At 71.2% G+C, this 23,247-nt stretch carries 26 protein-coding genes; 10 read left to right on the top strand and 16 right to left on the bottom strand.

Annotated features, from left to right (window positions below; genetic code table 11):
* Positions 1–166: 166 nt before the first annotated feature.
* The 5 genes from KBA23_RS01480 to KBA23_RS01460 form a co-directional block, all read right to left on the bottom strand.
* Positions 167–988: an undecaprenyl-diphosphate phosphatase gene (locus KBA23_RS01480; protein WP_290735867.1), complete on the bottom strand. Its 822-nt coding sequence runs from the start codon at positions 986–988 to the stop codon at positions 167–169.
* Positions 989–1,085: 97 nt separating this feature from the next.
* Entirely contained in the window at positions 1,086–2,072 is a 987-nt protein-coding gene (locus tag KBA23_RS01475; protein ID WP_290735865.1) for a complex I NDUFA9 subunit family protein, read from the bottom strand.
* Positions 2,073–2,167: 95 nt separating this feature from the next.
* The gene (locus KBA23_RS01470) at positions 2,168–2,851 is read right to left on the bottom strand and encodes a DUF2270 domain-containing protein (RefSeq protein ID WP_290735863.1); all 684 of its coding nucleotides are present in this window, start codon (positions 2,849–2,851) and stop codon (positions 2,168–2,170) included.
* 61 nt (positions 2,852–2,912) lie between these two features.
* Positions 2,913–3,308: a fluoride efflux transporter CrcB gene (gene crcB, locus KBA23_RS01465; RefSeq protein WP_290735861.1), complete on the bottom strand. Its 396-nt coding sequence runs from the start codon at positions 3,306–3,308 to the stop codon at positions 2,913–2,915.
* Between the two features lie 27 nt (positions 3,309–3,335).
* Entirely contained in the window at positions 3,336–3,701 is a 366-nt protein-coding gene (locus KBA23_RS01460) for a CrcB family protein (RefSeq protein ID WP_290735859.1), read from the bottom strand.
* A gap of 132 nt (positions 3,702–3,833) precedes the next feature.
* Here KBA23_RS01460 and KBA23_RS01455 point away from each other — a divergent pair, with 132 nt between their 5' ends.
* Positions 3,834–4,304: a PaaI family thioesterase gene (locus KBA23_RS01455; RefSeq protein WP_290735857.1), complete on the top strand. Its 471-nt coding sequence runs from the start codon at positions 3,834–3,836 to the stop codon at positions 4,302–4,304.
* 19 nt (positions 4,305–4,323) lie between these two features.
* On the opposite strand, the gene KBA23_RS01450 is transcribed toward KBA23_RS01455, so the two are convergent.
* The gene (locus tag KBA23_RS01450; protein ID WP_290735854.1) at positions 4,324–5,307 is read right to left on the bottom strand and encodes an Hsp33 family molecular chaperone HslO; all 984 of its coding nucleotides are present in this window, start codon (positions 5,305–5,307) and stop codon (positions 4,324–4,326) included.
* Between the two features lie 103 nt (positions 5,308–5,410).
* Between KBA23_RS01450 and KBA23_RS01445 the strand changes: the two genes are divergently transcribed.
* Together KBA23_RS01445 and KBA23_RS01440 are read left to right on the top strand one after the other, a co-directional pair.
* Complete coding sequence (locus KBA23_RS01445) at positions 5,411–5,842, top strand: NUDIX hydrolase (protein ID WP_290735852.1); 432 nt, start codon at positions 5,411–5,413, stop codon at positions 5,840–5,842.
* Positions 5,839–6,375: a DUF2799 domain-containing protein gene (locus tag KBA23_RS01440; protein WP_290735850.1), complete on the top strand. Its 537-nt coding sequence runs from the start codon at positions 5,839–5,841 to the stop codon at positions 6,373–6,375. Before KBA23_RS01445 ends, KBA23_RS01440 begins: the two co-directional genes overlap by 4 nt.
* A gap of 38 nt (positions 6,376–6,413) precedes the next feature.
* Here the strand turns inward: KBA23_RS01440 and KBA23_RS01435 are convergent, their stop codons facing one another.
* The 5 genes from KBA23_RS01435 to KBA23_RS01415 all read right to left on the bottom strand — a co-directional run bounded on the left by KBA23_RS01435 (position 6,414) and on the right by KBA23_RS01415 (position 10,158).
* A complete protein-coding gene (locus KBA23_RS01435; RefSeq protein ID WP_290735847.1) occupies positions 6,414–6,698 on the bottom strand; it encodes a hypothetical protein in 285 nt (94 codons plus the stop codon).
* Positions 6,698–7,579: an SPFH domain-containing protein gene (locus tag KBA23_RS01430; RefSeq protein ID WP_290735844.1), complete on the bottom strand. Its 882-nt coding sequence runs from the start codon at positions 7,577–7,579 to the stop codon at positions 6,698–6,700. The genes KBA23_RS01435 and KBA23_RS01430 overlap by 1 nt, the downstream gene beginning before the upstream one ends.
* A 90-nt stretch (positions 7,580–7,669) precedes the next feature.
* Positions 7,670–8,842 carry a M10 family metallopeptidase C-terminal domain-containing protein gene (locus tag KBA23_RS01425; protein WP_290735841.1) on the bottom strand — a complete coding sequence of 391 codons (1,173 nt, stop codon included), beginning with the start codon at positions 8,840–8,842 and terminating at the stop codon, positions 7,670–7,672.
* A gap of 124 nt (positions 8,843–8,966) precedes the next feature.
* Positions 8,967–9,713: a gamma-glutamyl-gamma-aminobutyrate hydrolase family protein gene (locus KBA23_RS01420; protein ID WP_290735838.1), complete on the bottom strand. Its 747-nt coding sequence runs from the start codon at positions 9,711–9,713 to the stop codon at positions 8,967–8,969.
* A gap of 82 nt (positions 9,714–9,795) precedes the next feature.
* Entirely contained in the window at positions 9,796–10,158 is a 363-nt protein-coding gene (locus KBA23_RS01415; protein WP_290735835.1) for a hypothetical protein, read from the bottom strand.
* 179 nt (positions 10,159–10,337) lie between these two features.
* Here KBA23_RS01415 and pepN point away from each other — a divergent pair, with 179 nt between their 5' ends.
* The 4 genes from pepN to KBA23_RS01395 all read left to right on the top strand — a co-directional run bounded on the left by pepN (position 10,338) and on the right by KBA23_RS01395 (position 15,267).
* Positions 10,338–12,932 (top strand): aminopeptidase N, encoded by a 2,595-nt coding sequence (gene pepN, locus KBA23_RS01410; protein ID WP_290735833.1) that lies wholly within the window; start codon positions 10,338–10,340, stop codon positions 12,930–12,932.
* Positions 12,933–12,947: 15 nt separating this feature from the next.
* Positions 12,948–13,865, top strand: coding sequence for a 1-acyl-sn-glycerol-3-phosphate acyltransferase (locus tag KBA23_RS01405; RefSeq protein ID WP_290735830.1), 918 nt, complete (start codon positions 12,948–12,950; stop codon positions 13,863–13,865).
* Positions 13,866–14,116: 251 nt separating this feature from the next.
* Complete coding sequence (locus KBA23_RS01400) at positions 14,117–14,746, top strand: TetR/AcrR family transcriptional regulator (RefSeq protein ID WP_290735828.1); 630 nt, start codon at positions 14,117–14,119, stop codon at positions 14,744–14,746.
* Positions 14,747–14,832: 86 nt separating this feature from the next.
* Positions 14,833–15,267: a DUF2852 domain-containing protein gene (locus tag KBA23_RS01395; protein WP_290735826.1), complete on the top strand. Its 435-nt coding sequence runs from the start codon at positions 14,833–14,835 to the stop codon at positions 15,265–15,267.
* A gap of 55 nt (positions 15,268–15,322) precedes the next feature.
* Here KBA23_RS01395 and KBA23_RS01390 read toward each other — a convergent pair whose 3' ends face one another.
* Together KBA23_RS01390 and KBA23_RS01385 are read right to left on the bottom strand one after the other, a co-directional pair.
* The gene (locus KBA23_RS01390; protein ID WP_290735823.1) at positions 15,323–15,898 is read right to left on the bottom strand and encodes a cytochrome b; all 576 of its coding nucleotides are present in this window, start codon (positions 15,896–15,898) and stop codon (positions 15,323–15,325) included.
* Positions 15,895–16,452: a YceI family protein gene (locus tag KBA23_RS01385; RefSeq protein WP_290735821.1), complete on the bottom strand. Its 558-nt coding sequence runs from the start codon at positions 16,450–16,452 to the stop codon at positions 15,895–15,897. The genes KBA23_RS01390 and KBA23_RS01385 overlap by 4 nt, the downstream gene beginning before the upstream one ends.
* A gap of 199 nt (positions 16,453–16,651) precedes the next feature.
* Between KBA23_RS01385 and KBA23_RS01380 the strand changes: the two genes are divergently transcribed.
* The 3 genes from KBA23_RS01380 (at position 16,652) to KBA23_RS01370 (ending at position 19,340) form a co-directional block, all read left to right on the top strand.
* Positions 16,652–18,340 carry an acyl-CoA dehydrogenase family protein gene (locus KBA23_RS01380; RefSeq protein ID WP_290735819.1) on the top strand — a complete coding sequence of 563 codons (1,689 nt, stop codon included), beginning with the start codon at positions 16,652–16,654 and terminating at the stop codon, positions 18,338–18,340.
* The gene (locus KBA23_RS01375; RefSeq protein ID WP_290735816.1) at positions 18,337–18,741 is read left to right on the top strand and encodes an META domain-containing protein; all 405 of its coding nucleotides are present in this window, start codon (positions 18,337–18,339) and stop codon (positions 18,739–18,741) included. The genes KBA23_RS01380 and KBA23_RS01375 overlap by 4 nt, the downstream gene beginning before the upstream one ends.
* Positions 18,742–19,010: 269 nt before the next feature.
* Entirely contained in the window at positions 19,011–19,340 is a 330-nt protein-coding gene (locus tag KBA23_RS01370; RefSeq protein ID WP_290735814.1) for a tryptophan synthase subunit beta, read from the top strand.
* A 293-nt stretch (positions 19,341–19,633) separates the two neighbouring features.
* Here KBA23_RS01370 and KBA23_RS01365 read toward each other — a convergent pair whose 3' ends face one another.
* The 3 genes from KBA23_RS01365 to KBA23_RS01355 all read right to left on the bottom strand — a co-directional run bounded on the left by KBA23_RS01365 (position 19,634) and on the right by KBA23_RS01355 (position 23,246).
* Positions 19,634–20,494 (bottom strand): ATPase, encoded by an 861-nt coding sequence (locus tag KBA23_RS01365; protein ID WP_290735812.1) that lies wholly within the window; start codon positions 20,492–20,494, stop codon positions 19,634–19,636.
* 98 nt (positions 20,495–20,592) lie between these two features.
* Positions 20,593–21,615, bottom strand: coding sequence for an LLM class flavin-dependent oxidoreductase (locus KBA23_RS01360; RefSeq protein WP_290735810.1), 1,023 nt, complete (start codon positions 21,613–21,615; stop codon positions 20,593–20,595).
* Between the two features lie 368 nt (positions 21,616–21,983).
* Positions 21,984–23,246: a DNA polymerase IV gene (locus KBA23_RS01355; RefSeq protein WP_290735891.1), complete on the bottom strand. Its 1,263-nt coding sequence runs from the start codon at positions 23,244–23,246 to the stop codon at positions 21,984–21,986.
* Position 23,247 lies beyond the last annotated feature (1 nt).

The following is a 23,247-nucleotide window of genomic DNA, read 5'->3' as shown; positions in this document are numbered from 1 at the left end:
CGTGCGCAAGTTTCGGTACTCGCCCGCCAACGGCAGGGATTTTCCGAACCTCTACCCCACGGGCGCGGGAAAGAAAAGTCAGTTATGCTGACTTGATTGGGCTACCGCGGCGCTTCACGCACCGTCCGATGAAACTTTAGGCAGAAAATAGGTCAGTACCAACGACCTAACTGCCGGTCCCGGCTCCGACCCCGGCCCAGATCGCCGCCAGCGCGATCACCCCGACGGCGATTCGCCACCAGCCGAACGGCGCGTAGCCACGGCGGGAGACGAAATCGAGAAGCCGCCGCACCACGAACACCGCCGAAACGAAGGCCGCGACGAACCCGACACCCGTCACCGCGAGGTCGTCGGTCGAGAGAAGGTGGCGGTTCTTGAAGAGGTCGTAGGCAAAGGCCCCGGCCATCGTCGGCATGGAGAGGAAGAACGAGAACTCCGCCGCCGAACGCTTGTCCGCGCCGGAAACCAGCCCGCCGACGATGGTCGCGCCCGAGCGCGAGACGCCGGGGATCATCGCGAGGCATTGGAAGAGCCCGATCCTGAGCGCGAGCGACAGCGGAAAGTCCAGCGCGTCGTGGTAGCGCGGGCTGTCGGCCATGCGGTCGACCCAGAGCAGCACCACGCCCCCGAGGATCAGCATCACGGCGATCAGCGTCGGCGTCTCGAACAGCACGTTCTTGATGATGTCATGCGCCAGAACGCCGATGACCACCGCCGGCAGGAAGGCGACCAGCACCGCGACGATGAACCGCCTCGCCCGCGGATCGTGCGGCGCCGCCGTGGCGATCGCGATCAGCCGCCCCGCATAGACCGACAGGATCGCCAGCACCGCGCCGAGCTGGATCAGCACGGCGAAGGTATTGCCGGGCGAGGTGAAGCCGAGGAAATGCGCGGCGAGCAGCAGGTGCCCGGTCGAGGAGACCGGGATGAACTCGGTCAGGCCCTCGAGCACGCCGAGGACCGCGGCGACGAAGAGCGTGTTCTCCATCGGCGTCAGGACAGGGCAACGGGAGCCGGAATGAGCCCGACGGGGAGCGGAAGCTGGGACATCGCGATACCGATCACTCTGGGAACTGGGAGAGGCGTCAGCCGCGGAGCTGCGCCGCGGAATCCTTGATTTCGGCGTACTGGCCGCCGGGCCGGTAGGGGTAGAGGTAGCTCTCGAGGATCGCCGCCATCGCCGTCGGCTCGACCCCGAGGTCGGCAAGGCCCCTGGCCCCCGGTGCGACCACGTTGTCGTGGGCGAGCAGGCGGACCTGGTCGCGGGTCAGCATCTCGTTGACGAAGGCGCCGAAGCTGATCCGCTGGACGAAGTCGAGGACCGAACCCTGCAACGCCGCGACCCTGGTCGGGACGGTCACGAGCAGGCGGCGGCGTCGGATGATCCCCAGCATCCGCTCCATCAGTTCGCGGAAGGTGGCGGTGTCGGGGCCGCCGAGTTCGTAGATCCCCGGCGCCGCCTCGCCCCTGGCGGCAGCCTCGGCGGCTGCGGCCACGTCGTCGACATAGACCGGCTGGAAGCGCGTATCCGGCGAGACGATCGGCACGACCGGCGACAGCCGCGCCATTCGGCCGAAACGGTTGAAGAACTGGTCCTCGACCCCGAAGATGATCGACGGCCGCAGGATCACCGCCTTCGGGAAGGCCGCGAGCACTGCCGCCTCGCCGGCGGCCTTGCTGCGGGCGTAGAGGCTGTCGCCGTTCGGATCCGCCCCGATGGCGGAGACGTGGACGAACCGCGTCGCCCCCGCCTCGGCGGCAAGCCGCGCGATGCGGGCCGCGCCCTCGTCCTGCACCGCATCGAAGGTCTGTCGCCCGTTCTCGACCATGATGCCGACGCAATTCACCACCGCCGTGGCGCCGGCGATGGCGCGCCGGGTGCTGTCCTCGTCGCGGACGTTGGCCTGAACCGGCTCGACCTGGCCGACGACGCCGTAGGTGCGCACGAAGAGCGCCTCGTTCGGCCGGCGCACCGCGACGCGGACCCGCCAGCCCGCCCGCGCCATGCGGCGCGCCACGTATCGGCCGATGAACCCCGAGCCGCCGAAGATCGTGACGATGGGGCTGGGCATGGCGATTCTCCCTGGCGCGGTCCTTTCGGTCCTAACGCCGCGCCGCGGGGCGGACAAGTCCCGCTCGCGCGGGTGAGCGCGCCCGTGGCCGGCGGTCAGCCGATCGAGATCAGCTTGCGCTCCGAACGCCGCCGCCTTTCGCTCAAGAGCGTCCCCCAGGCGATGGCGATCCACGTCCCGTGAAAGGCGACGCCCGCCAGGACCACGAGGATCCCGGGAATCGGGCCGATCGCGGCGCGGTCGAGGAACGTGGTCCAGTTGTGCACCGGCACCGGGTGGATGGCGATCTTGCCGAAGTAGGCCACCGCCTGCACCGCAAGGATATAGGCGTAGTTCTTGCGCAGCCGCCGACCGACCGATGTCAGCATCGAGATGTGGAAGCGCGGCCGGATGTAGTCGTCAGCGAGCAGCGTGTTCCACTGGCCGTCCATGTGGACGCCCTCGCCGCGCAGCAATGGGCCGAAGAGGTCGGTCTCCATCAGCCGGCAGCGGGCGCGCCAGACGTTGAAGTACCGATAGCGCCGCGCCTCGAACATCAGGAACACCACGACCAGGAGCCCGACCAGCATCAGCGGCAGCGGCGAGGCCGAGGGGCCGGAGAAGGTCAGCGACAGCGCGAGGCCGGTGGTGACGACGGCCCAGTTCGTCGTCTGGTCGAGCCGGGTGCGCCAGATGGTGGAGCGGTAGACCTCGCCCCGATAGAGATGCGCCACGGCTCCGAGTTCGGCGGAGTCGAACGTGGATCGCGGCGTCGGCGGGCTTGTCGTATCCAAGGACATGGCGCTCTCCCCGAAGCGCGTGTCGATCACTATGCCGCCCCTCGCCGGCCTCGTCCACGGTTCAAAGGCTTGGTCGCGCAGGCGGTCGGCGCCGGTCCAGGCGCAGCCCGAGCCGCCAGCCGGCGATGACCCCGGCCAGCCAGAGCGGCGCCGAGACGACCGCGTAGAGGAGCGCCGTCCGCCCGGCGCCGTGCTGCACGAGCAGGAGCGTATCGAGCGCGAAGGCCGAGAACGTGGTGAAGCCGCCGCAGAAGCCCGCCATCAGGAAGAACCGCGCCGCCGGCCCGGCGGGGAGCCGCCCGCCGGGGGCCGTTACCGCGGCAAGGAGCCCGATCAGGAACGACCCGACCGTGTTGACCGCGAGCGTGCCCCAGGGAAATCCCGATCCCGCCGCCGCCTGCACGACGCCCGCGACGCCCCAACGCCCGACCGAGCCGATCGCGCTCCCGAGAGCCACGGCGGCCGTGTCCCGGACCGCGCCCATTCAGCCGGCCAGTCCGCCGAGGGCGAAGCCGGCCGCCGCCATGAGGATCGATCCGGCGACCGAGCCGGCGACATAGGCGCCCGCCCGACCGCGAAGCCCGGCCTCGAACAGCGTCAGCGCCTGGAGCGAGAACGTCGAGACGGTGGTGTAGCCTCCGAGGAACCCGGTCACGAGCAGGAGCCGCAGCGTCGATTCCGCCGGGACGACGGCCGCGAGCGCGCCGATCGCCGCCGAGCCGCTCAGGTTGACGGCGAGGATGCCCCAGGGAAACCCGTCGCCGAGCCGCGCGGTCACGCGCAGGGCGAGGAGGTGCCGCGCCGCGCCGCCGAGGGCGCCTCCGAGGGCGACGCTGACCAGGGCGAGCATGTCCGGCACGGGGGCGGAGGCTGCGGCCGCCGCTGCGGAGTGTCAATCGTCCGTTGCTCCCGCGTCACGGTTGACCGCGGCCGATCCGCGCCGCAAGGCTGCGGCGGCCGGGCGGCCGTAGGGAGCAGGGCGATGCAGGACGGACCGAGGCGCTACGGGACCGCCACGGCAGCGCAATTCGCGACCCTGTCGGGGCGCGCGACGCTGGAGCGGATGCTCGCGGGCGAGCTGCCCGCGGCGCCGATGTGGGAGACGCTGGGCCTCACCCTCGTGGAAGTCGGCGACGGCGTCGCGGTCTTCGAGGGCGACCCCGGACCGCATCTCCTGAACCCGCTCGGAACGGTCCACGGCGGATGGGCGCTGACGCTGGTGGACAGCGCGACGGGCTGCGCGGCGCACACCGTCCTCGCGCCCGGGCAGGGCTATGCCACGGTGGAGACGAAGGCGAACTTCTCGCGGCCGATCACGCCTGCGACCGGCAGGGTCCGCTGCGCCGGGCGGGTGGTGAACACGGGGCGGCGGGTGATCTCCGCCGAGGCGACCCTTGCCGACGCCACGGGGCGAATCCTCGCCCACGGAACGTCGACCCTCCTCGTGCTCTGACCGCCGGCCGTCCCGATCCTCAGGTTTCGGGACGGATGCCGAGCTCGGCCGGGTCGAACTCGTAGTGGGCGCCGCAGAACTGGCAGTCGGCGGTGACCCTTCCGTCCTCGGTCGTCATCGTGGCGATCTCCTCGGGGGAGTAGATCGACAGCGAGCGCACCACCTTCTCCGGGCCGCAGGTGCAGCCGAAGCGGACGGGCTGTGGCGTGAAGACCCGCGGATCCTCCTCGTGGAAAAGCCGCAGCAGAACCTGGTCGGGGCCGACATGCGGACCGATCAGCTCGGTGGCCTCGACCGTTGACATCAGCGTGACTGCGCGGTTCCAGTCGTCGGCGTCCGCGCCGTCGACCAGATCGGCTGCCGTCATCAACCCCTCGGGCCCGGCGGGCTCCGTGTCCGGTCGCGGCGGCGCCTTCGGCATGTGCTGGAGCATGATCCCGCCCGAACGCCAGCGCGCTGGCTGGCCCGGCGCGCTGGCCTCGCCCATGGCGAGCGCGAAGGAGGTGGGAAGCTGCTCGGACTGGGCGAAGTAGGTCTCCGCGCAGGACGCGAGCGACGTCCCGGCCACCGGGGTCATGCCCTGGTAGGGCGCGGCACCCGGGCCCTGGTCGATCAGGATCGCGAAAACCCCGCCCTCGACGAGATCGAAGGGCGCGCCCGTGTGGGCGGCGACGGCCCCGGCGTCGAAGCCGGCATAGGCGCGCATCCGCGCCGGCTCGCCCTCGGCCTCCGGGCCGAAATAGTCGGTGGCGATCAGCCGAACCGGCCCGCGACCGCGGATCTGAAGCGACAGCCGCCAGCGGCGCTTGATCGCCTGCCCGATCAGCGCCGTCAGCAGCACCGCCTCGGCGATCATCGCCGCAACCGGGCCGGGATAGTCGTGCTGGGAGAGGATCGTCTCCAGGGTCGAATCAAGCCGCGCCACCCGTCCGCGCACGTCAGCGCGATCCAGCTGGAAGGGCAGGATCGTGTCGTCCCAGGCGATCTGGCCGGCGAGGCTCATGCACACCGCTTTCGAGATTTTCCGCCGGTCAGATAGTGCCCCGGCGCCGGGGATGCAACGCAACCCCTTTCGCGCATGGCGGGGCGGGGCCTAGACTGGACCGATGCGACGTTTCGGCGACCCCGTCCGCCCCGGCCTGTCCTACCGCCTGCGCCCGGGCGTCTATGCGGTGATCCGCGCCGGCGACGACGTGCTCGTCACCGAGCAATCCTCGCCCGAGCCGGAGATCCAGCTGCCCGGCGGCGGCATCGACCCGGGCGAGAGCCCGCTGGCGGCGCTGCGGCGGGAATGCCTGGAGGAGACCGGCTGGGCGATCGCGGTGCAGCGGCGGCTCGGGGCATACCGGCGCTTCGGCTACATGCCGGAATACGACTTCTGGGCGCAGAAGGTCTGCCATGTCTACCTGGCGCGGCCGGTGATACGCCGGGGCCCGCCGCGGGAGGCGGGACATCGCGCGCTGTGGATGCCGATCGCGACCGCGGCGGCGCTGGTGGCGAGCGACGGCGACCGCGCATTCCTGGAAGCGCAGCAGTGAGGGCGGGAGCGGCGTTTCTGGCCCTGTTTCTCGGATCCTGCGCGACGCTGTCCGAGGACGCCTGCCGAGGCGGGGACTGGCAGGGCGTCGGCTATCGCGACGGTGCGGCAGGGCGGGCGGAGGGCTTTCTCGCCAATCATGCGGAGGCCTGCGCGGAGTACGGGATCGCGCCGGACGCAGCGGCCTGGCTGGCCGGACGCGCGCAGGGACTGCACGCCTATTGCACGCCGCAGAACGCCTTCGAGGCGGGGATGCGGGGCGGACGGCTCAACCCCGTCTGCCCGGCAGGCGACCGCTGGCGGCTCGCCGCGGCGGAGGAGCGGGGCTTGCGGATCAACGGTCTGGAGCGGGAGATCGACGGGCTCGAGACCGAGAACCGCGAGGCGCGCCGCCGGATCGACAAGATTTTGAAAGGCGAGGTCGGGCCGGAGGAGCGCCGCCGCCTCCGCCGGCTGGAGCGCGGGATCAACGACCGCGAGCGCCAGATCCGGACACTGGAGCGGGAGGCGCGCCACGCGTCGATCGGGTTCTGAACAGCCGTCGCCGGGGCGGCGCCAGCGGCGATCCGAGGTCAGTTGTCGTTGATGTCCTTGCGGACGATCCGCACCTGGCCCTTGCGGGCGCCGAAGATGCGGCGGAGCAGCGCCCAGCCGGCGAGGGAGAGGACCGCGAAGACGAGGAGCTGGATCGAGGCAGAGCCGGACACCATCATCGCGAAGGGGCCGCCGGCGAGCAGCCAGAGCGACATTCCCGCCGCGCCGAGCGCGAAGCCGAGGAAGACCCAACCCGGCGCCAGCGCCTCGGCCACGGCGAGGACAGCCGCGGCGACCGCCCAGAACCACCACGTCCCGAGCATCAGCGCCCGCCCTTCAACATGGAAAAGGCGTCGCGGAAGGCGTCGACCGCGTCCGCAGGCAGCAGGACGACCCGACCGCCCGCGCCCTTGCCGATCTCCTCCAGCGCCTCGACCTGCTTGAGCGCCACCTGGAACTGCGCCGCCTCCAGCCCGTTCGCGGTGATCGCCTGGGCGATCACCCCCGTCGCATAGGCCTCGGCGTCGGCGGTAATGCGGCGCGCCTTCGCCGACTGCTCGGCGGCGTAGAGATCGGCGTCGGCGGCGAGCTCGACCGCCCGCTTGCGGCCCTCGGCCTCGGTCACCTGCGCGCGCCGCGCCCGCTCGGCGTTGAGCTGCTGGAGCATGGCCGCCCGGGTCGCCGCGTCGAGGTTGACGTCGAGGAGCTCCACCCGCGTCACCTCGATGCCCCAGTCGTCGACCATGTTGGCCAGCGATTCCCGGATCTGGGTGATCAGCGCCGAGCGGTTCGACTGGACCTGGTCGAGCTCCATCTGGCCGATCTCGGCCCGCACGATGCCCGCGACGGTGGTGGCGATCGCCCCATCGACGTCGCGGATGCGGTAGACGGTCTTTTCCGGCTCGATGATGCGGTAGAACACCGAGGTCTCGACCTGCACCAGCACGTTGTCGGAGGTGATCGCGTCCTGCTTTGCGGTCGGGAGCTGGCGCTCGAGGATCGAGATCCGATGCGCCACGCGGTCGAGGAAGGGCACGATGAAGTTGAGGCCCGGACCGAGCACGGCGCGCAGGCGGCCGAAACGCTCGACGACGAACTTCTCCGACTGCGGCACGACCCGCACCCCGAGGAAGAGACAGACGATGACGAGAATCGCCACCGCGAGCGCCACGGCGTTGCTGCCGATGAAATCCTCGATGGTCACGCCAATCCCCTCCGCGCCTTCGCCGGCCCGCGCCGCGCGCCCGGCCGCACTATACGGCCGGCCGGCGCCTCCGCAACGCCCGGCCGCGGATCAGAGGATGAAGTCGCCGGCCGAGAGCGCGCCGGGGTTGTTCATCAGCACCTGAAGGTCGGCGACGCCGTCGCCGTCGGCGTCGAGCGCGATGAGGGTGTTTCCCAGGCGCAGCTCGCCCGCCCGTCCGCTGAACTCCGCCGTCCCGACGAAGACGAAGGCGTCGTTTGCCGGCGTCCCGGCCACCGCGTCGATGCTGGAGAGGTCTATGCGGTCCAGCCCGGGCTCGAAGTCGGTGATGGTCGTCCGCGCCTCCCGCGGGCTCTCCGCCAGAGCGTTGAAGACGAAGAGGTCGGCATCCGCGCCGCCGGTCAGCACGTCTGCGCCGAGCCCGCCGACCAGGATGTCGGCGCCCTCGCGGCCGTCGAGCTGATCCGCGCCGGCCTCGCCCCAGAGCCAGTCGTCGCCGGTGCCGCCGGTCAGCGCGTCGTCGCCGTCCCCGCCCCACAGTCGGTCGTTGTCGGCGCCGCCGCCGAGGATGTCGTTGCCGGCGCCGCCGAAGAGCTGATCGTCCCCGGCTCTGCACCGGAGCTCGTCATCGCCGTCCGAGCCGTAGATCTCGTCCGCGCCCTCGTCGCCGAGGATGCGGTCGGCGAAAAGCGTGCCAAAGATGACGTCATCCGCAATCGTGCCGGAGATGGTGGGGATGTCCGCGTCGATCGTCTCGCCGAACCAGACGTGGAAGACCCGGCCCCTGTAGATGCCCGCGCCTTCGGAGGTGTCGACCCCGATGCCGATGGCGTTCAGGTCGATGCCGGCCCAGATTCCGGTCTGCGTCAGGATGGCGTTGTGGGATGCCGAGCCCTTCCAGCCTTCGAGGGCGGCCTCGGTGGTCTCGAAGCCGGCCGCGCTGATCTCGTAACCCGCGGACGCATAGCCCGAGTTCACCCGTTGCGGCGCGTCCCACATCACCGACGGATCGCGGTTGTCGGCATAGTAGTAGGCGTCGCTCCAGCTGTGCAGGCTCGTGCCGGCGGGAAGCGTGACGCCTTCGGCCCAGATGTTTTCGCGCGTGTCGACGACATGCCGGCCCGCCGTGGTGGTCAGACCCCTGGACAGCGGGATCGCGGCGAGCCCGAGGCTCGTGCGATAGTCCATGATGGCATGGTAGAGGGACAGCTCCTGAAGCGTGAGGCCGTCCTGCGAAGTGGGTTGGGTGACGTCCACGGTCATGGGCGGAGCACTCTTTCGGTGTGACAAGGTTAACGTTCGCGATACGCCCCGGGGACCGGATCGGGCAACGCCGATGTTTCGCCAGGGTTAACGCGCATGGTCGCCGGGAGCGCCACCGGCCCGATCAGCCCGCGCGGCGGCGCACGGCCTCGCCGAGCGACATGAAGAGCGGCCGCGACACCGGATCGGTCGACGCGCGCCATTCCGGGTGCCACTGCACGGCTATGGCGAAGCCGGGCGCGCCCTCGATGTGGATGGCCTCGGGCGTGTCGTCGGGGGCCCAGCCCTCGATCACCACGCGACCGCCCCTGTCGCGGATGCCCTGCCCGTGCAGCGAGTTGACCATGACCTCGGTCGCGCCAAGGATGCGCGCGAAGGCGCCGCCCGGCGTCAGGCGAACCGTGTGGCGGTGCTCGAACTTCTCCTCGAGCGTGCCGTCGGGCGGCATCCGGTGGTTCAGCCGGCCGGGGATCTCCCGGATCTCGGGGTCGAGCGTGCCTCCGAACGCGACGTTGAACTCCTGGAAGCCGCGGCAGATGCCGAAGATCGGCGTCCCGGCCGCGACGCAGGCGCGGATGAGGGGCAGCGTCACCGCGTCGCGGTCCGGGTCGAAGGCGCCGTGCTTCTCGGTCGGCTCCTCGCCCCAGTGCGAGGGGTGCACGTTCGGCCGTCCGCCGGTGAAGACGAAGCCGTCGCAGGCCTCCATCAGGTCCGAGATAGCGCCGACCGCGGGCAGCGCCGGCACCACGAGGGGGATGGCGCCGGTCAGCTCGGCCACCGCCTCAATGTTGGCGACGCCCACCGCCTGCACGGCGTACTCGTCGTTGATGAGATGCGAGTTTCCTATGATGCCGATGACTGGCTTGGCCATGATCCGCGCGTGCTGCCTGGTGCGCCGCCACGATACGACCGGCGCGGCGGGGCGTCGAGGCCCCTGCCGCGTCGCCGCCGGCTCACGATCCGGCCATGCCCTCGCGGGCGGGCGCGGCGTCCACCGAGACGGTGACGGCCGCGCCGGCGCGCCGGAAGCGGTAGACCGCCTCCGCATGGCCCGGCATGGCGAAGGCGGCCGCGTCGCCGTCGGAGAGCGGCAGCACGATGCGCATGGGCACGGCGTCGGCCGCCTCGCGCGGCGCGAAGGTGGCGGTGACGACCAGCTTCCCGTCGCCGTCGGGAAGCCAGTAGGCGACCATGTCGAGGGGCCCCTCGTGGAGGCTGCCCGCCTGGATCGGCCGGGACATCACCGTCTCCTCGGCGGCGGCGGGGGCGGCGGCGATCAGGGCGAGGCAGGCGGCGGCGCGGAGGCGGTGGAGCATCGGACGGGTTCCCGGGTTCGGGAGCGACGGGATCGCCGCTCGGCCGGATGTTCCTGCGCCCGGCCTGTATCGGCGGCGCGCCGCCGGCGGGGCCGGCAGGTTTCAATCGTCGCCCCGGCGGGTTGACGACCGCCGCCGCGCGGCTAAGCGTTGCGGCGCAGGGGAACGGGAGCGACCAGATGGGCGTCGACGCCGAGGCCAGGACGATCCGGCTCGCGGACTATCGCCCGCCAGCCTTCCTCGTCGACGCCGTGGAGCTGACCTTCCGGCTCGACCCTGCGGCGACACGGGTGGTCGCGCGGGCGAGCATGCGCCCGAACCCGGCGCGCGCCGGTGACGGGCCGCAGGACCTGCGTCTGGACGGCAGGCGGCTGAAGCTCGTCGCCGCCGCGATCGACGGCGTCCCGCTGGCGCAGAATGCCGCCGCAGCGGACGCGGAGGGCCTCGTCGTTCCGGCGGGGCTCCTGCCCGAAGGGCCGTTCACCTGGACCTGCGAGACCGAGATCGCGCCTGGCGAGAACACGGCGCTCGAAGGGCTCTACATGTCGAAGGGCATGTACTGCACCCAGTGCGAGGCGCAGGGCTTCCGCAAGATCACCTACTGGCCCGACCGGCCGGACGTGATGACGCGCTACCGGGTGCGGATCGAGGCTCCGGCCGGCACACCGGCGCTGCTGTCGAACGGCAACCTGATCGCCGCCGGCGAGGGCTGGGCGGAATGGGAGGATCCGTTCCCGAAACCGTCGTACCTGTTCGCGCTGGTGGCCGGCGACCTGCGCGCCGTCGAGGATCGCTTCACCACGGCGTCGGGCCGCGAGGTGCTGTTGCAGATCTGGGTGCGCCCCGGCGACGAGCCGCGCTGCGCCTATGCGATGGACGCGCTCAAGCGGTCGATGAAGTGGGACGAGGACGCCTACGGCCGCGAATACGACCTCGACCGCTTCATGATCGTCGCCGTCGACGACTTCAACATGGGGGCGATGGAGAACAAGGGGCTCAACGTCTTCAACTCCCGCTACGTGCTCGCGAGCCCGGAGACGGCGACCGACGCCGACTATGCCGCGATCGAGCGCATCATCGCGCATGAGTACTTCCACAACTGGACCGGCAACCGTATCACCTGCCGCGACTGGTTCCAGCTCTCGCTCAAGGAAGGCCTCACCGTCTTCCGCGACCAGCAGTTCGCCGGCGACATGCGCTCGCCCGCGGTGAAGCGGATCGAGGACGTGATCCGCCTGCGGAGCGCGCAGTTCCGCGAGGACGCAGGCCCGCTCGCCCATCCGGTCCGGCCGGAGGAATACGTCGAGATCAACAACTTCTACACGGCCACGGTCTACGAGAAGGGCGCCGAGGTGGTGCGGATGCTGCGCACCCTCGTCGGCCCGGAGACCTGGGCGCGCGCGCTCGACCTCTACTTCGAGCGCCACGACGGGCAGGCCGTCACCATCGAGGACTGGCTCGCCGTCTTCGAGGACGTCTCCGGGCGCGACCTGTCGCAGTTCCTGCTCTGGTACCGGCAGGCCGGCACGCCGCGCGTCGACGTCGCCGAAACCTGGGAAAATGGCCGCTACACGCTCCGCCTCGCGCAGACCACGCCGCCGACGCCCGGCCAGCCGGAAAAGCGCCCGGCGCCGATCCCCATCGCCTACGGGCTGATCGGCGCCGAGGGGACGGAGCTGGCGGCCGGGCTGATCGTGCTCGACCGGGCCGAGGCGCAAGAGACCTGGGACCTGCCCGAACGGCCGACCCCGTCGCTGCTGCGCGGCTTCTCGGCGCCGGTGATCCTCGCGCGCGAGACCACCGCCGCCGAGCGCGCCCGGCTGATCGCCCACGACGCCGACCCGTTCAACCGCTGGGAGGCGGGCCGGGCCTATGCGCTGGAACTGCTGACCCGGGACGCGACCGGCGAGGCCGCGCCGCCCGACGCTGGCTTCCTCGACGCGATGACGCGCCTCGCCGACGACGCCACGCTCGACCCGGCCTACAAGGCGCTCGCGCTCTCGCTGCCCGCGCAGGAGGACGTGATCGCCCAGATCGCGATGACCGGCGCCCCCGATCCGCTGGAAGTCCATCACGCCCGCCGCCGGCTCGACGCGGCGCTCGGCGCCGCGCTCGGCGCCCGGCTAGAGGCGCTTCTTGCGCAGAATGCCACGCCGGGGCCCTACTCGCCCGACGCGGCCGCCGCCGGCCGGCGGGCGCTGCGGGCGCGGGCGCTGGCGCTCGTCGTCGCGCGCGACGGCGACCCGGCCCCCGCCGCCGCGCAACTCGCCGCCGCCGACAACATGACCGAGACGATGAGCGCGCTCTCGCTCCTGGTGGCGAACGGCGCGGCCGCGGACGCGCTCGCGGCCTTCGAGGCCAAGTGGCGCGGCGACGGGCTCGTCATCGACAAGTGGTTCACCGTCCAGGCGATGCTCGCTCCGCCCGACCGCGCGGTGGAAGCCGTGACGGCGCTTGCGGCGCGATCCGACTTCGACTGGCGCAACCCGAACCGGTTCCGTGCGTTGGTGAGCGCCTTCGCCGCCGGGAACCCGGCGGGGTTTCATCGCGCCGACGGCGCCGGCTACCGCTTCGTGGCGGACTGGCTCGTCCGGCTCGACCCGGTCAACCCGCGGACCACTGCGCGGACCGCCGGCGCGTTCGGAACATGGCGGACGTTCGACGCCGGCCGGCGGAGCGCGATGGGGCGCGAGCTGGAACGGCTCGCGGCGATGCCGGGTCTGTCGCGCGACACCGGTGAAATCGTCACCCGACTGTTGCGCGAGGAAGGTTGAGCGGAGAGGCCGGCCATGCGATTTTCGCTCATGCGCGCGCGCGACCCCGAGATGCAGGCGATCGTCGATCAGCTGATCGAGGAAAGGGCGCCGTGGCTGCGCCGGGGCGACCTGAAGGCGCGGCTGGTTCGCCCGTTCCTCCACGGGCTGCTCAAGTACGACAAGACGATCCGCGTCGGCGAGACGCTGAAACCGATGCCCGGGCCGGACATCCTCGCCTCGCTCTCGGACATGATCGCCCACCACGTCACCGTGACGGGCCTCGAGCGCCTTCCGGCCTCGGGGCCGGGGATCGTCGTGTGCAACCACCCGACGGGCATCGCCGACGGGGTGGTGCTGTTCGGGGCGCTGGCCGCGCGGCGGCCCGACCTCTTCATCTTCGCCAACGCCGATGCGCTGCGCGTGCTGCCCCAGCTTGGCGAGGTGATCGCGCCGGTCGAGTGGCGCCCCGAGAAGCGCACCCACAAGCAGAATCGCGAGACGCTGGCCTATGCCCACGCCGCCTTCGAGCAGGGCAGGCTGGCGGTGATCTTTCCCTCGGGGCGGCTGGCGAAGCGGCGCTGGCTGTCGCTGCACGAGCGGCCCTGGATGGCCTCGGCGGCGATGCTGGCGCGCAAGTACAACCTGCCGGTGACGCCGCTGCACATCACGGCGCGCAACTCGGCGCTGTTCTACCTCTTCGACCGCATCCATCCGACGCTTCGGGACATCACGCTGTTCCACGAGGTGCTGAACAAGCGCCACCAGCCCTATCGGATCACCATCGGCGACCCGATCGACGCGGCGACGCTGCCCTCCGGCTCCGTCGAGGCGACCGAGCTCCTGAAGTCGCGGGCGCTGGAGCTCGGGGGCGTTAAGCCGCAGACCGTGCTGACCGCGCCGCGCTACTCCAAGCCGGCGGAACGGCTGCGGCCGGCGCGAACGCTGGTCTGACGCCAGCCAGACGGCCGATCCGTCCGGCGCGGCCCGCGTCGCGGGGCGTTCGGCGGGCGGGTTCCGCAAGGACGGCGCCGCCTTCGCAACGGTGAAACGCGCCGCGGGCGAAACGGGGCCGCCGCTGCGCGGTCGACGCGGCGCCCGGGTCCGGCCGGCGGAACGCCGGGCGGAACCGGGGCGGTCGGCCTTGACGCCGAGTCGGGGCGGCGGGCTTGTGGCGGCGGGGGCGTCCGGCGTAGGTCAGGCCCATGGAGGAGACCGATCCGCGGGCGCGCAAGAGCTACCATCACGGCAACCTGCGCGAGGCGCTGGTCGAGGCCGCGCTGAAGCTCGTCGAGGAGAAGGGTCCGCTCGGCTTCACCATGGCCGAGGCGGCGCGCTCGGCCGGGGTCAGCCCCGCCGCGCCCTACCGGCATTTCCGCAACCGCGACGAACTGATCGAGGAAGTGGCGCGGCAGGGCTTCGAGGCCTTCGCCGACCGGCTGGAGCGGGTGGTGGACGACCCCCGCCTCTCGACGCTGGCCGCCTTTTCGATGGCGGGGCAGGTCTACATCGACTTCGCCCGCAGCCACCCCGGCCACTACGCCGCGATGTTCGAGAGCGGGGTGGGCCTCGCCGGCGATCCCGGCCTCGCCCGCGCCTCGAACCGGGCGATGTCGGTCCTCGTGCGGCTGGCCGAACGGCTGACCGCGCACCTGCCCGCCGCCCGCCGTCCGCCGGCGCAGATGGTGGCGAACCACGTCTGGGCGCTCAGCCACGGCGTCGTGGAGCTTTTCGCCCGCGGCGCGCCCGGCTCGCGGGCCCCCTACTCGGCCGAGGAGATGCTCGAGTCAGGCACCGGCATCTACCTGCGCGGCCTCGGCATCATCCCCCATTGAAATTTCCAAGGCCGCCACTTGACGGAATCGGGAGCATGGGGCATCTATGTAAATGTGATTTACATTCACATCGAAGGGAGCGCCTGATGCACACCGCCGCCGCCGATTGGGCCCAGACGGGCGGGAGTTGGACGCGGCCGGTCACCTCCGGGTTCGAGCGGTCGCGCGACTGGCTCGACGCCCGTGGCCGGCCCGCCTGGCTCGTCGCCATGGTCCTCGGCTTCATCCTGTTCTGGCCGATCGGCCTCGCCATTCTCGCCTACATGATCTGGAGCAAACGCATGTCCTGCAACGGCTGGGGCCGCCGCGCCCACAACCGCCACGCCTTCCGCGCCGCCGCCGCCGCGCCCACCGGCAACGCCGCCTTCGACGCCTATCGCGCCGAGACGCTGAAGCGGCTGGAGGACGAGCGCGAGGCGTTCACCGCCTTCCTCGACCAGCTCCGCCACGCCAAGGACCAGGCCGAGTTCGACCAGTTCATGACCTCGCGCCGCGAGCCGCCGGCGCCCGACGCCGCCTGACCCGGCTCCGACGTCCGCGAAATCGACGCGCCCCCCTCCGGGGCGCGTCTTCCTTTCACCGCCCGACGATCATGCCGCGCAGCACCCCGTCGCGCAGCACGAAATGGTGGCGCAGCGCCGCGGCGACATGGAGCCCGACGAGCGCGGCGAGCCCGATCGCGGCCCAGAGATGCACGGCCTCGGCTGCTTTCCCGACACGCGCGTCGCCCGGAATCCAGGGGTCGGGCAGCGGGACGAGGCCGAAGGCCATGTTGCGGATGCCGAGCAGATCCTGGATCGGCGCCGCCGACACTGCGACCCAGCCCGACAGCGGCAGGGCGAGCATCAGGGCGTAGAGGCCCGCATGACTGGCCCGCGCCGCCCGCGCCTGCCACGCCGGGCCGGGCAGCGGCGGACGCCCGGGGGCGGCGAGCCGCCAGCCGATCCGCGCAAGCACGAGCACGAGGATCAGCGCGCCCCAGCTCTTGTGCGTCTGGGTCAGCGCGAACCGTTCGGCGAGGTCGGGCGTGAACCCGGCGCTGCGAAGCCCGAGGCCGAGCTGGAACAGGATCAGCCCGGCAAGGCCCCAGTGCAGGACGCGCGTCACCCAGCCCCATCCCCCGGGTCCGTCGCGGGCCGGGGCAAGGGTCATTCCGAAGCCATCGCCAGATGGATGCGCAGGCCGATCCTCGCGGCGACGTCCGGCAGGCCGCCGGTCGAGCCGAAGGCGGTGCGGTCGACGCTGCCGGTGATGTCGAAGCTGGCGACGAAGCGATCCGGGTCGTCCGGCGCCGGGCCATACTGCGTGACGGTCGCCTTGAACGACACGGGTTTCGTGATCCCGCGGAGCGTCAGGCGACCGGCGACGTCCGCCGTGCTCTTCGACGTCGGGGTCAGCCGGTCGAGCTCGAACACCACCTCCGGCCAGCGCCCGACGCCGAGAAAGTCCGGCCCCTTCACCACGACGGCGGCCGGCGGCAGGGCGGCCTCGACCGAACCGGCGGCGACGACGATGCGGGCGCGCGTCGTCTCGGGGCGCTTCTCGTCGAAATCGATCGTGCCGGAGAGCTCGGGGAAGGTCAGCTCGACCGTGCTGCCCTTCCAGGAGACGTCCACCGCGACCCGGGTCGCCGGATCGAGCCGCCACGGCGCCGCCGCCGCCGCGAGGGGAAGGCAGACGAGCAGCAGGGCGAGCACGAGACGCATTGCAGGGCCTCCACCGCAAACCCTAGCACGCCCCCGGAAAACGTCATCCGCGCGCACAAGAAAGTGTCTGCGCTTTCCCTCTCCATGGGCGCTTTGTTGCGCGCAATTGACGGACGGCGGCCGGACCCCTAGGGTCCAGCGCAACCGCACAACCGATTCCGCAACGCAACAGACCCGGCCGCAGCACAGGACCGTCCCGATGAGCGAACCCGCCCGCGCCCTTGCCTCCGAGCCCGTCCTCGTTGCCGACCTGATGGCGAAGACCGCGATGGCGGCCGCCGCCGCGGAGGTTCTGCTGGCCACGGCGCAGGCGCAGGTGGCGGCGCGGGTCTCGGCCGGCGGGCGGGTCTCGATGAAGGCGCTGGAGGCCGACCAGAGCGCCGCGCATGCGCTGGCCTGGATCGCCACCTATGTCGAGGCGCTGCGCGAGATGCGGGCCTGGGCCGGGCGGCTGGAGGCCGAGGGCAGGCTCGGCGAGATGGAGCGCCTGCTGTTGCAGATCGCCTTCGGCGAGTACCTCGCCCAGATCGCCGGCGGCATCCCGATGTCGCAGGGCGAGATCGCCCGGCCGCGGGACGCCGGGCTGACGGGCGCGGATCTCGCCCCCTTCCTCGCGGCGACGGCGAGCCTCGTCGACTTTGGCAACACCGACGCCGCGCGGGCGCGGCTCGTCGAGCTGATGCTGGCCCGGTCCGGCGTGGCCACCTATGGCGCCACCGGGCTCGACGCGGACTTCGAGATGATCCGCGACCAGTTCCGCCGCTTCGCCGACGAACGGGTCGCGCCCAACGCCCACCAATGGCACCTCGCGGACGAGCTGATCCCGCTGGAGATCCTCGAGGAGATGGGGGCGCTCGGGGTGTTCGGGCTCACCATCCCGGAGGAATACGGCGGCTCCGGCCTGCCCAAGACGGCGATGTGCGTCGTGTCCGAGGAACTGTCGCGCGGCTATATCGGCGTCGGATCGCTCGGCACCCGCTCGGAGATCGCGGCGGAGCTGATCCTCGGCGGCGGCACCGAGGCGCAGAAGGCCGAGTGGCTGCCGAAGATCGCCAGCGCCGAAGTGCTGCCGACCGCGGTGTTCACCGAGCCGAACACCGGCTCGGACCTCGGAAGCCTGCGGACGCGGGCGGTCAGGGCGGGCGACAGCTGGGTGGTGACGGGCAACAAGACCTGGATCACCCACGCCGCGCGCGCCGACGTGATGACGCTCCTGGTGCGCACCGATCCGGCGACGAGCGACTATTCCGGCCTCTCGATGCTGATCGCGCCGAAAATCCGCGGGACCGAAACGGAGCCCTTCCCGACGCCCGGCATGACCGGCGGCGAGATCGAGGTGCTCGGCTACCGGGGCATGAAGGAATACGAGCTTGGCTTCGACGGGTTCCGGGTGCCGGCGGAGAACCTGCTCGGCGGCGTCGAGGGACAGGGCTTCAGGCAGCTGATGCAGACCTTCGAGTCCGCCCGTATCCAGACGGCGGCCCGCGCCATCGGCGTGGCCCAGTGCGCGCTGGAGCTGGGGCTGCGCTATGCGCAGGAGCGCAGGCAGTTCGGCAAGCCGCTGATCGCCTTCCCGCGCGTCTACGGCAAGATCGCCATGATGGCGGTGGAGATCATGATCGCCCGCCAGCTCAGCTACTTCGCCGCGCGCGAAAAGGACGAGGGCCGGCGCTGTGACCTCGAGGCCGGGATGGCGAAGCTCCTGGCGGCGCGGATCGCCTGGGCGAACGCCGACAACGCCTTGCAGATCCACGGGGGCAACGGCTTCGCGCTCGAATACCAGATCAGCCGGGTGCTGTGCGATGCACGGATCCTGTCGATCTTCGAGGGCGCGGCGGAGATTCAGGCGCAGGTGATCGCGCGCCGTCTGCTGGAGTCGAGGAATTGAGGGCGGCGCTGACCCTGGCGCTGGCGCTCGCCGCCTGCGCGCCGGTAACGTCGGACGAGCCGGCCGGCGGCCCGGCGGGCTGGATCCTGCCGGGCACGGAATGGCGTCTGGTCGAGCTGAATGGCGAGCCTTACCCGGCGCGCCTGACCGCGACGCTGACCGAGGACGGCCGAATCGCCGGTCAGGGCCCATGCAACCTGTTCAATGCCGACTACGAGGGGCATTGGCCCGACCTGACGTTCCGGCCGATCGCGACGACGCGCATGGCCTGCCCGGAGCTTGCGGCGGAGACGGCCGCCTTCGCGGCGCTCGCGGCGGTCGACCACGGCGAGAACGGCGCCGACGGACTGATCCTGACCGGCCCGAACCAGGTTCGGCTGCGCTTCGAGCGGGTGGAATAGTCATGGCCCGCGGCGATGCGGGCCGGGCAAGCCATTGGCGCGGAAGACTATCCGCGTAGGCGACCGGCTGGGGCCGGGCCGAGGTGTCCGGCGTTCAGGACAAGGCGCACCGCGGGCGGAAATGCGCGCCGTGGCTGGCGCGGCTGCTTGGAAACGTCCGGGGCGGCCCGGACGCGGCGGGATTGCGACGGCCTCGTGACCGCCGTCGCGCTTGATCCCGGTCGGCCACATGCGCACATTGGCTGCACGTGGCCCGGAACGGAAGCAGCGTGACCAGGGAGCAGCGAAAGCAGGAGCACAGGCTTCGCCGGCAGTTCCGCGCGATGGGACGCCTCGCTCCCGGCGCGGACGGCGTGACCGAGTCGCTCCTGCACCGCCGCATGCGGCTGATCCGGGCGCCCCTCGGTCTCCTGCTGATGCTCGGCGGAGTGTTCTCGTTCCTGCCGGTGCTGGGCATCTGGATGCTGCCGCTCGGGCTGCTGCTCCTCGCGGTGGACTTTCCGGTCCTGCGCCCCCGCGTGTCCGCCGCGGTGATCCGCGCCCGTCGCCGCGCGAGCCTGTGGCGGCGGCGGTTCTGGAGCCGCCGCACCAACGGCTGACGACCCCTTCCGCACGGAGCCACGCCAACGGCCCGGGCGCCGACCCGTGGCGAAGCCTTCCCGAACGCCTAATACCGGCGGGCTCATGAAACGACTCGCGGCCCTCCCATTTTGCATTTGGCATTTTTATCGTGTATACTCAGATAGTTACCCAACCTATCACGCGTGTTAGCCCGTGTTGCGCCGGGTGGCCTCGTAGACTCGCCGGTACAAAAAGTGGCAAGCCCGATTCCAGCCGAGTTCCAGCCGCGTTCCAGCCAGATAAAGTCACGCCTTTTCAGTCCGTTGCCTCGCTAGCGGCGCGCCAGCGCCAGTTCGACCAGCTCCACGAAGTCCCCCGGGTCCCGGACCGCCGCGACCTCGTCCGAGTCCACCGTAACGCCCCAGCGCTCGGCTATGGCCGCGTAGCGCGGGCGGCGGTGGGCGATCAGCTGGCGAAAGCCGTGCCGAACGAAGGCGTCGGGGTCCACGTCGTCGGGAGCAAGGCCGCGCTCGGCGCGATAGGCGTCCCACAGCGACACGAGGAAATTCTCGGGGTAGTACATGGGCTTCGGCGCCTTGTCGAAGCGGGCTTCGAGATCGCGGGCATGGGCCTCGGTCCCGCGGATCCAGATCGGCAGCGCCGCCGAGGCGAGGTCGCAGAGGACAGGGTCGCCGGGATCGTCCGGGTCGACGACCTCGCAGAGCGAGCCCGAGGTGTCGCAGACGAAGTGGTCATAGCCGTAGATGTCGCGCGCCTTGTCGATGAAGTGCAGCGCATCCCGGGTGGCGGCGATCTCGGCCTCACGGTGCTGGCGCTGGCGGCGGAGGTACTCGTCGAAAGGAATGCCGCCCTTCGCCGGATCGCCGGGCTTGCCGAGATAGGTCGAGAGCGGGCTGAGGTTCTGGAAGGTGATGTTCGAGGCGATATAGATCGAATCGGAGCGAAGAAGCTCGCGCAGGAACGGGTTGCGCATCGCCTCGCGCTTGAAATTGTCGACGATGTGCTCGCCCATGTAGCGGGTGCCGATGCGGAAATCGATCGAGTAGTGGAACCATTGCGCCTCGTCGCGCAGCATCGCGGCGATGCGGGTCTTGCCGAGGCCGGACATGCCGAAGAGCGCCACGCGCTTGTGGGTCGCCGCGCGCCAGTCCGCCGCCGTCCGGTGGTGCATCGCCGCCCTCTCCGCTGTCCGCCGCCCTAGCTAGCCGGGGGCAGGGAAGCTGGCAAGGCGGGGTCCGCGTCGTCGTGAACGGCTGATCAGGCGGACGGTCACCGCCAGCCGAGGGCGGGGGCGACGTGGGTCAGGATCGCCTCGATGACGTGGGCGTTGTAGTCGACCCCGAGCTGGTTCGGCACGGTGAGAAGCAGCGTGTCCGCCTCGGCGATGGCTTCGTCGTCCCGCAGCTGCTCGACCAGCCGGTCGGGCTCGGCGGCGTAGGATCGGCCGAAGATGGCGCGGGTGTTCTCCTCGATGTAGCCGACCTGGTCGCTCTCCTCGCCGGGGCGGCCGAAGTACATGCGGTCCCGGTCGCTAACGAGGGCGAAGATCGAGCGGCTCACCGAAACCCGCGGCGCGCGTTCGTGGCCCGCCGCCTTCCAGGCCGCCCGGTAGGCGCGGATCTGCTTCGCCTGCTGGATGTGGAAGGGCTCGCCGGTCTCGTCGAACTTCAGCGTGGAGCTTTGCAGGTTCATGCCGAGCTTCGCCGCCCAGACCGCGGTGGCGTCGGTCGCCGCGCCCCACCAGATGCGTTCGCGCAGACCCTCGGAATGAGGCTCGAGGCGCAGGAGTCCCGGCGGGTTCGGGAACATCGGCCGCGGGTTGGGCCGGGCGAAGCCCTCGCCCTTCAGGAGCTGGAGGAACAGTTCGGCGTGGCGCCGCGCCATGTCGGCGTCGGTCTCGCCCTCGGCCGGCGCGTGGCCGAAGTGCCGCCAGCCGTCGATGACCTGCTCCGGCGAGCCGCGGCTGATGCCGAGCTGCAACCGTCCGCCGGCGATCAGATCGGCCGCGCCCGCGTCCTCCGCCATGTAGAACGGGTTCTCGTAGCGCATGTCGATCACGGCGGTGCCGATCTCGATCTTCCGCGTCCGGGCGCCGATGGCGGCCAGCAGCGGGAAGGGCGAGCCGAGCTGGCGCGCGAAATGGTGGACCCGCACATAGGCCCCGTCGGCGCCGAGCTCCTCGGCCGCGACGGCGAGGTCGATCGACTGGAGGAGCGCGTCCTGCGCCGTGCGGGTGGCGGAGCCGCGCGCAGGCGACCAGTGGCCGAAGGAGAGGAACCCGATCTTCTTCACCTGCGCCTCCGCGTGTGTCGCGCCGCGTCACGGCGGCCGGATGAAGCTAGGCGCGAGGCCGGGGGATGCAAGGCGGCGACTGGCGCCGGTTCCGGAGACGATCTGTCGCGGAACGCGATCGATCGCCGGACGCCGAACGCATCGCCGACGCGCTTCCCCTCGGGAAAAAAAGAGGCCGTGCACGAGGCACGGCCCAAGTTTAGGGAGGAAACGCCCGTAGGGCGTATGTGATGCAACGCATCACGAACCCCAATTTATGCCGCAGCGCAGCATAGTCAACGCCTGCATCGCATCCGTGACGTGATTCTTTTGGAGGATGGGCAAATCTGCCCAAAAAACCACCCGATCGCACGGTAAGCGCGAGCAAATCAGACCGATGCACGTCCCAGTCGAACCGAGTCCGGCCCAAAGCGGTTTCGTATCGCATCTGTCACCCGCTCCGCGGCGAGGCGCTTGGCGTCGGACGGATCGAGAAGGTCGGAGGCGGCATCGTCGGACATTGCCGGCTCCAGTTCGGAGGCTCCGATCCCTATGAGCCGGAACGGTGCGGCCCCCGCCATTTCGCGCTGCAACATGGGCAGCGCCGCCCGATAGAGCCGCTCCGCCATCTGCGTCGGCCCCGCCAGCTTGACGCGCCGCGTCAGCAGCCGGTGGTCGGCGCGCCTGAGTTTCAGCGTCACCACCGACCCGGCGATCCCGGCGGCCTTGAGCCGGGCGGAGACCTCCTCGGCGAGCCTCCACAGCACCGGGATCAGCGCCGCGAGATCGGAGACGTCCTCCTCGAACGTCGTCTCGTTCGACACCGACTTCGGCGGGCGGTCGGGGGACACCCTGCGGTCGTCCTCCCCGCGCGCAAGCCGCCACAGCCGGTCGCCCAGCACTCCGAAGCGTGTCACGAGGGCCTTGCGGTCGCGGCGGCGGAGGTCCGCAAAGGTGCGGATCCCCTCCGCCTCAAGCGCGGCGGCGGCGGCCGGACCGACGCCCCAGATCGCCGCCACGGGGCGGGGCGCCAGCGACGCGAGCGTCTCGGCGCGACCGATCACGCTGAAACCCCGCGGCTTCTCCGCCTCGGAGGCGAGCTTTGCCAGGAACTTGTTGTGCGACAACCCGATCGACACGCTGACCCCGAGCTCGGTCTCGATGCGCGCCTGAAGCCGCACGAGCAGAACCGCCGGGGGCGCGCGGTGCAGCCGCTCGGTCCCGGCGAGATCGAGAAAGGCCTCGTCGAGCGACAACGGCTCCACCAGCGGCGTCAGCGCCTCCATCATCGCCCGGATGGCGCGGCTGACCTCGACATAGCGGCGCATCCGCGGCGGCACGACCACAGCCTCCGGGCAGCGGCGGCGCGCCTCGAACATCGGCATCGCCGAGCGGACGCCCGACAACCGGGCGATGTAGCAGGCGGTCGAGACCACGCCGCGCCGACCGCCGCCGACGATCACGGCCCGGTCGCGCAGCGCCGGATCGTCGGCCTTCTCCACCGAGGCGTAGAACGCGTCGGCGTCGACATGGGCGATCGCGAGCGTCGCAAGCTCGGTATGGGCGAGAACCCGGGGCGAGCGGCAGGACGGACAGCGCCCGCCGCCGGCAAAGGCGGTCTGGCAGTCCCGGCAGATCGCGGCGAGCTCCATT

The organism is Amaricoccus sp. (assembly GCF_017995835.1).
Taxonomy (GTDB): domain Bacteria; phylum Pseudomonadota; class Alphaproteobacteria; order Rhodobacterales; family Rhodobacteraceae; genus Amaricoccus.
Note: the sequence above shows the minus strand (reverse complement) of the source record. Positions and strands in the feature narration are given on the sequence as shown.

Excerpts from the sequence above, each read along its gene's own strand:
- KBA23_RS01470 (WP_290735863.1), bottom strand. The coding sequence starts at position 2,851 with ATGTCCTTGGATACGACAAGCCCGCCGACGCCGCGATCCACGTTCGAC.
- KBA23_RS01380 (WP_290735819.1), top strand. The coding sequence starts at position 16,652 with ATGAGCGAACCCGCCCGCGCCCTTGCCTCCGAGCCCGTCCTCGTTGCC.
- KBA23_RS01480 (WP_290735867.1), bottom strand. The coding sequence starts at position 988 with ATGGAGAACACGCTCTTCGTCGCCGCGGTCCTCGGCGTGCTCGAGGGC.
- KBA23_RS01390 (WP_290735823.1), bottom strand. The coding sequence starts at position 15,898 with ATGACCCTTGCCCCGGCCCGCGACGGACCCGGGGGATGGGGCTGGGTG.
- KBA23_RS01355 (WP_290735891.1), bottom strand. The coding sequence starts at position 23,246 with ATGGAGCTCGCCGCGATCTGCCGGGACTGCCAGACCGCCTTTGCCGGC.
- KBA23_RS01475 (WP_290735865.1), bottom strand. The coding sequence starts at position 2,072 with ATGCCCAGCCCCATCGTCACGATCTTCGGCGGCTCGGGGTTCATCGGC.
- KBA23_RS01425 (WP_290735841.1), bottom strand. The coding sequence starts at position 8,842 with ATGACCGTGGACGTCACCCAACCCACTTCGCAGGACGGCCTCACGCTT.
- KBA23_RS01385 (WP_290735821.1), bottom strand. The coding sequence starts at position 16,452 with ATGCGTCTCGTGCTCGCCCTGCTGCTCGTCTGCCTTCCCCTCGCGGCG.
- KBA23_RS01455 (WP_290735857.1), top strand. The coding sequence starts at position 3,834 with ATGCAGGACGGACCGAGGCGCTACGGGACCGCCACGGCAGCGCAATTC.
- KBA23_RS01435 (WP_290735847.1), bottom strand. The coding sequence starts at position 6,698 with ATGCTCGGGACGTGGTGGTTCTGGGCGGTCGCCGCGGCTGTCCTCGCC.
- KBA23_RS01420 (WP_290735838.1), bottom strand. The coding sequence starts at position 9,713 with ATGGCCAAGCCAGTCATCGGCATCATAGGAAACTCGCATCTCATCAAC.
- KBA23_RS01445 (WP_290735852.1), top strand. The coding sequence starts at position 5,411 with ATGCGACGTTTCGGCGACCCCGTCCGCCCCGGCCTGTCCTACCGCCTG.
- KBA23_RS01395 (WP_290735826.1), top strand. The coding sequence starts at position 14,833 with ATGCACACCGCCGCCGCCGATTGGGCCCAGACGGGCGGGAGTTGGACG.
- KBA23_RS01460 (WP_290735859.1), bottom strand. The coding sequence starts at position 3,701 with ATGCTCGCCCTGGTCAGCGTCGCCCTCGGAGGCGCCCTCGGCGGCGCG.
- pepN (WP_290735833.1), top strand. The coding sequence starts at position 10,338 with ATGGGCGTCGACGCCGAGGCCAGGACGATCCGGCTCGCGGACTATCGC.
- KBA23_RS01365 (WP_290735812.1), bottom strand. The coding sequence starts at position 20,494 with ATGCACCACCGGACGGCGGCGGACTGGCGCGCGGCGACCCACAAGCGC.
- KBA23_RS01415 (WP_290735835.1), bottom strand. The coding sequence starts at position 10,158 with ATGCTCCACCGCCTCCGCGCCGCCGCCTGCCTCGCCCTGATCGCCGCC.
- KBA23_RS01405 (WP_290735830.1), top strand. The coding sequence starts at position 12,948 with ATGCGATTTTCGCTCATGCGCGCGCGCGACCCCGAGATGCAGGCGATC.
- KBA23_RS01400 (WP_290735828.1), top strand. The coding sequence starts at position 14,117 with ATGGAGGAGACCGATCCGCGGGCGCGCAAGAGCTACCATCACGGCAAC.
- KBA23_RS01450 (WP_290735854.1), bottom strand. The coding sequence starts at position 5,307 with ATGAGCCTCGCCGGCCAGATCGCCTGGGACGACACGATCCTGCCCTTC.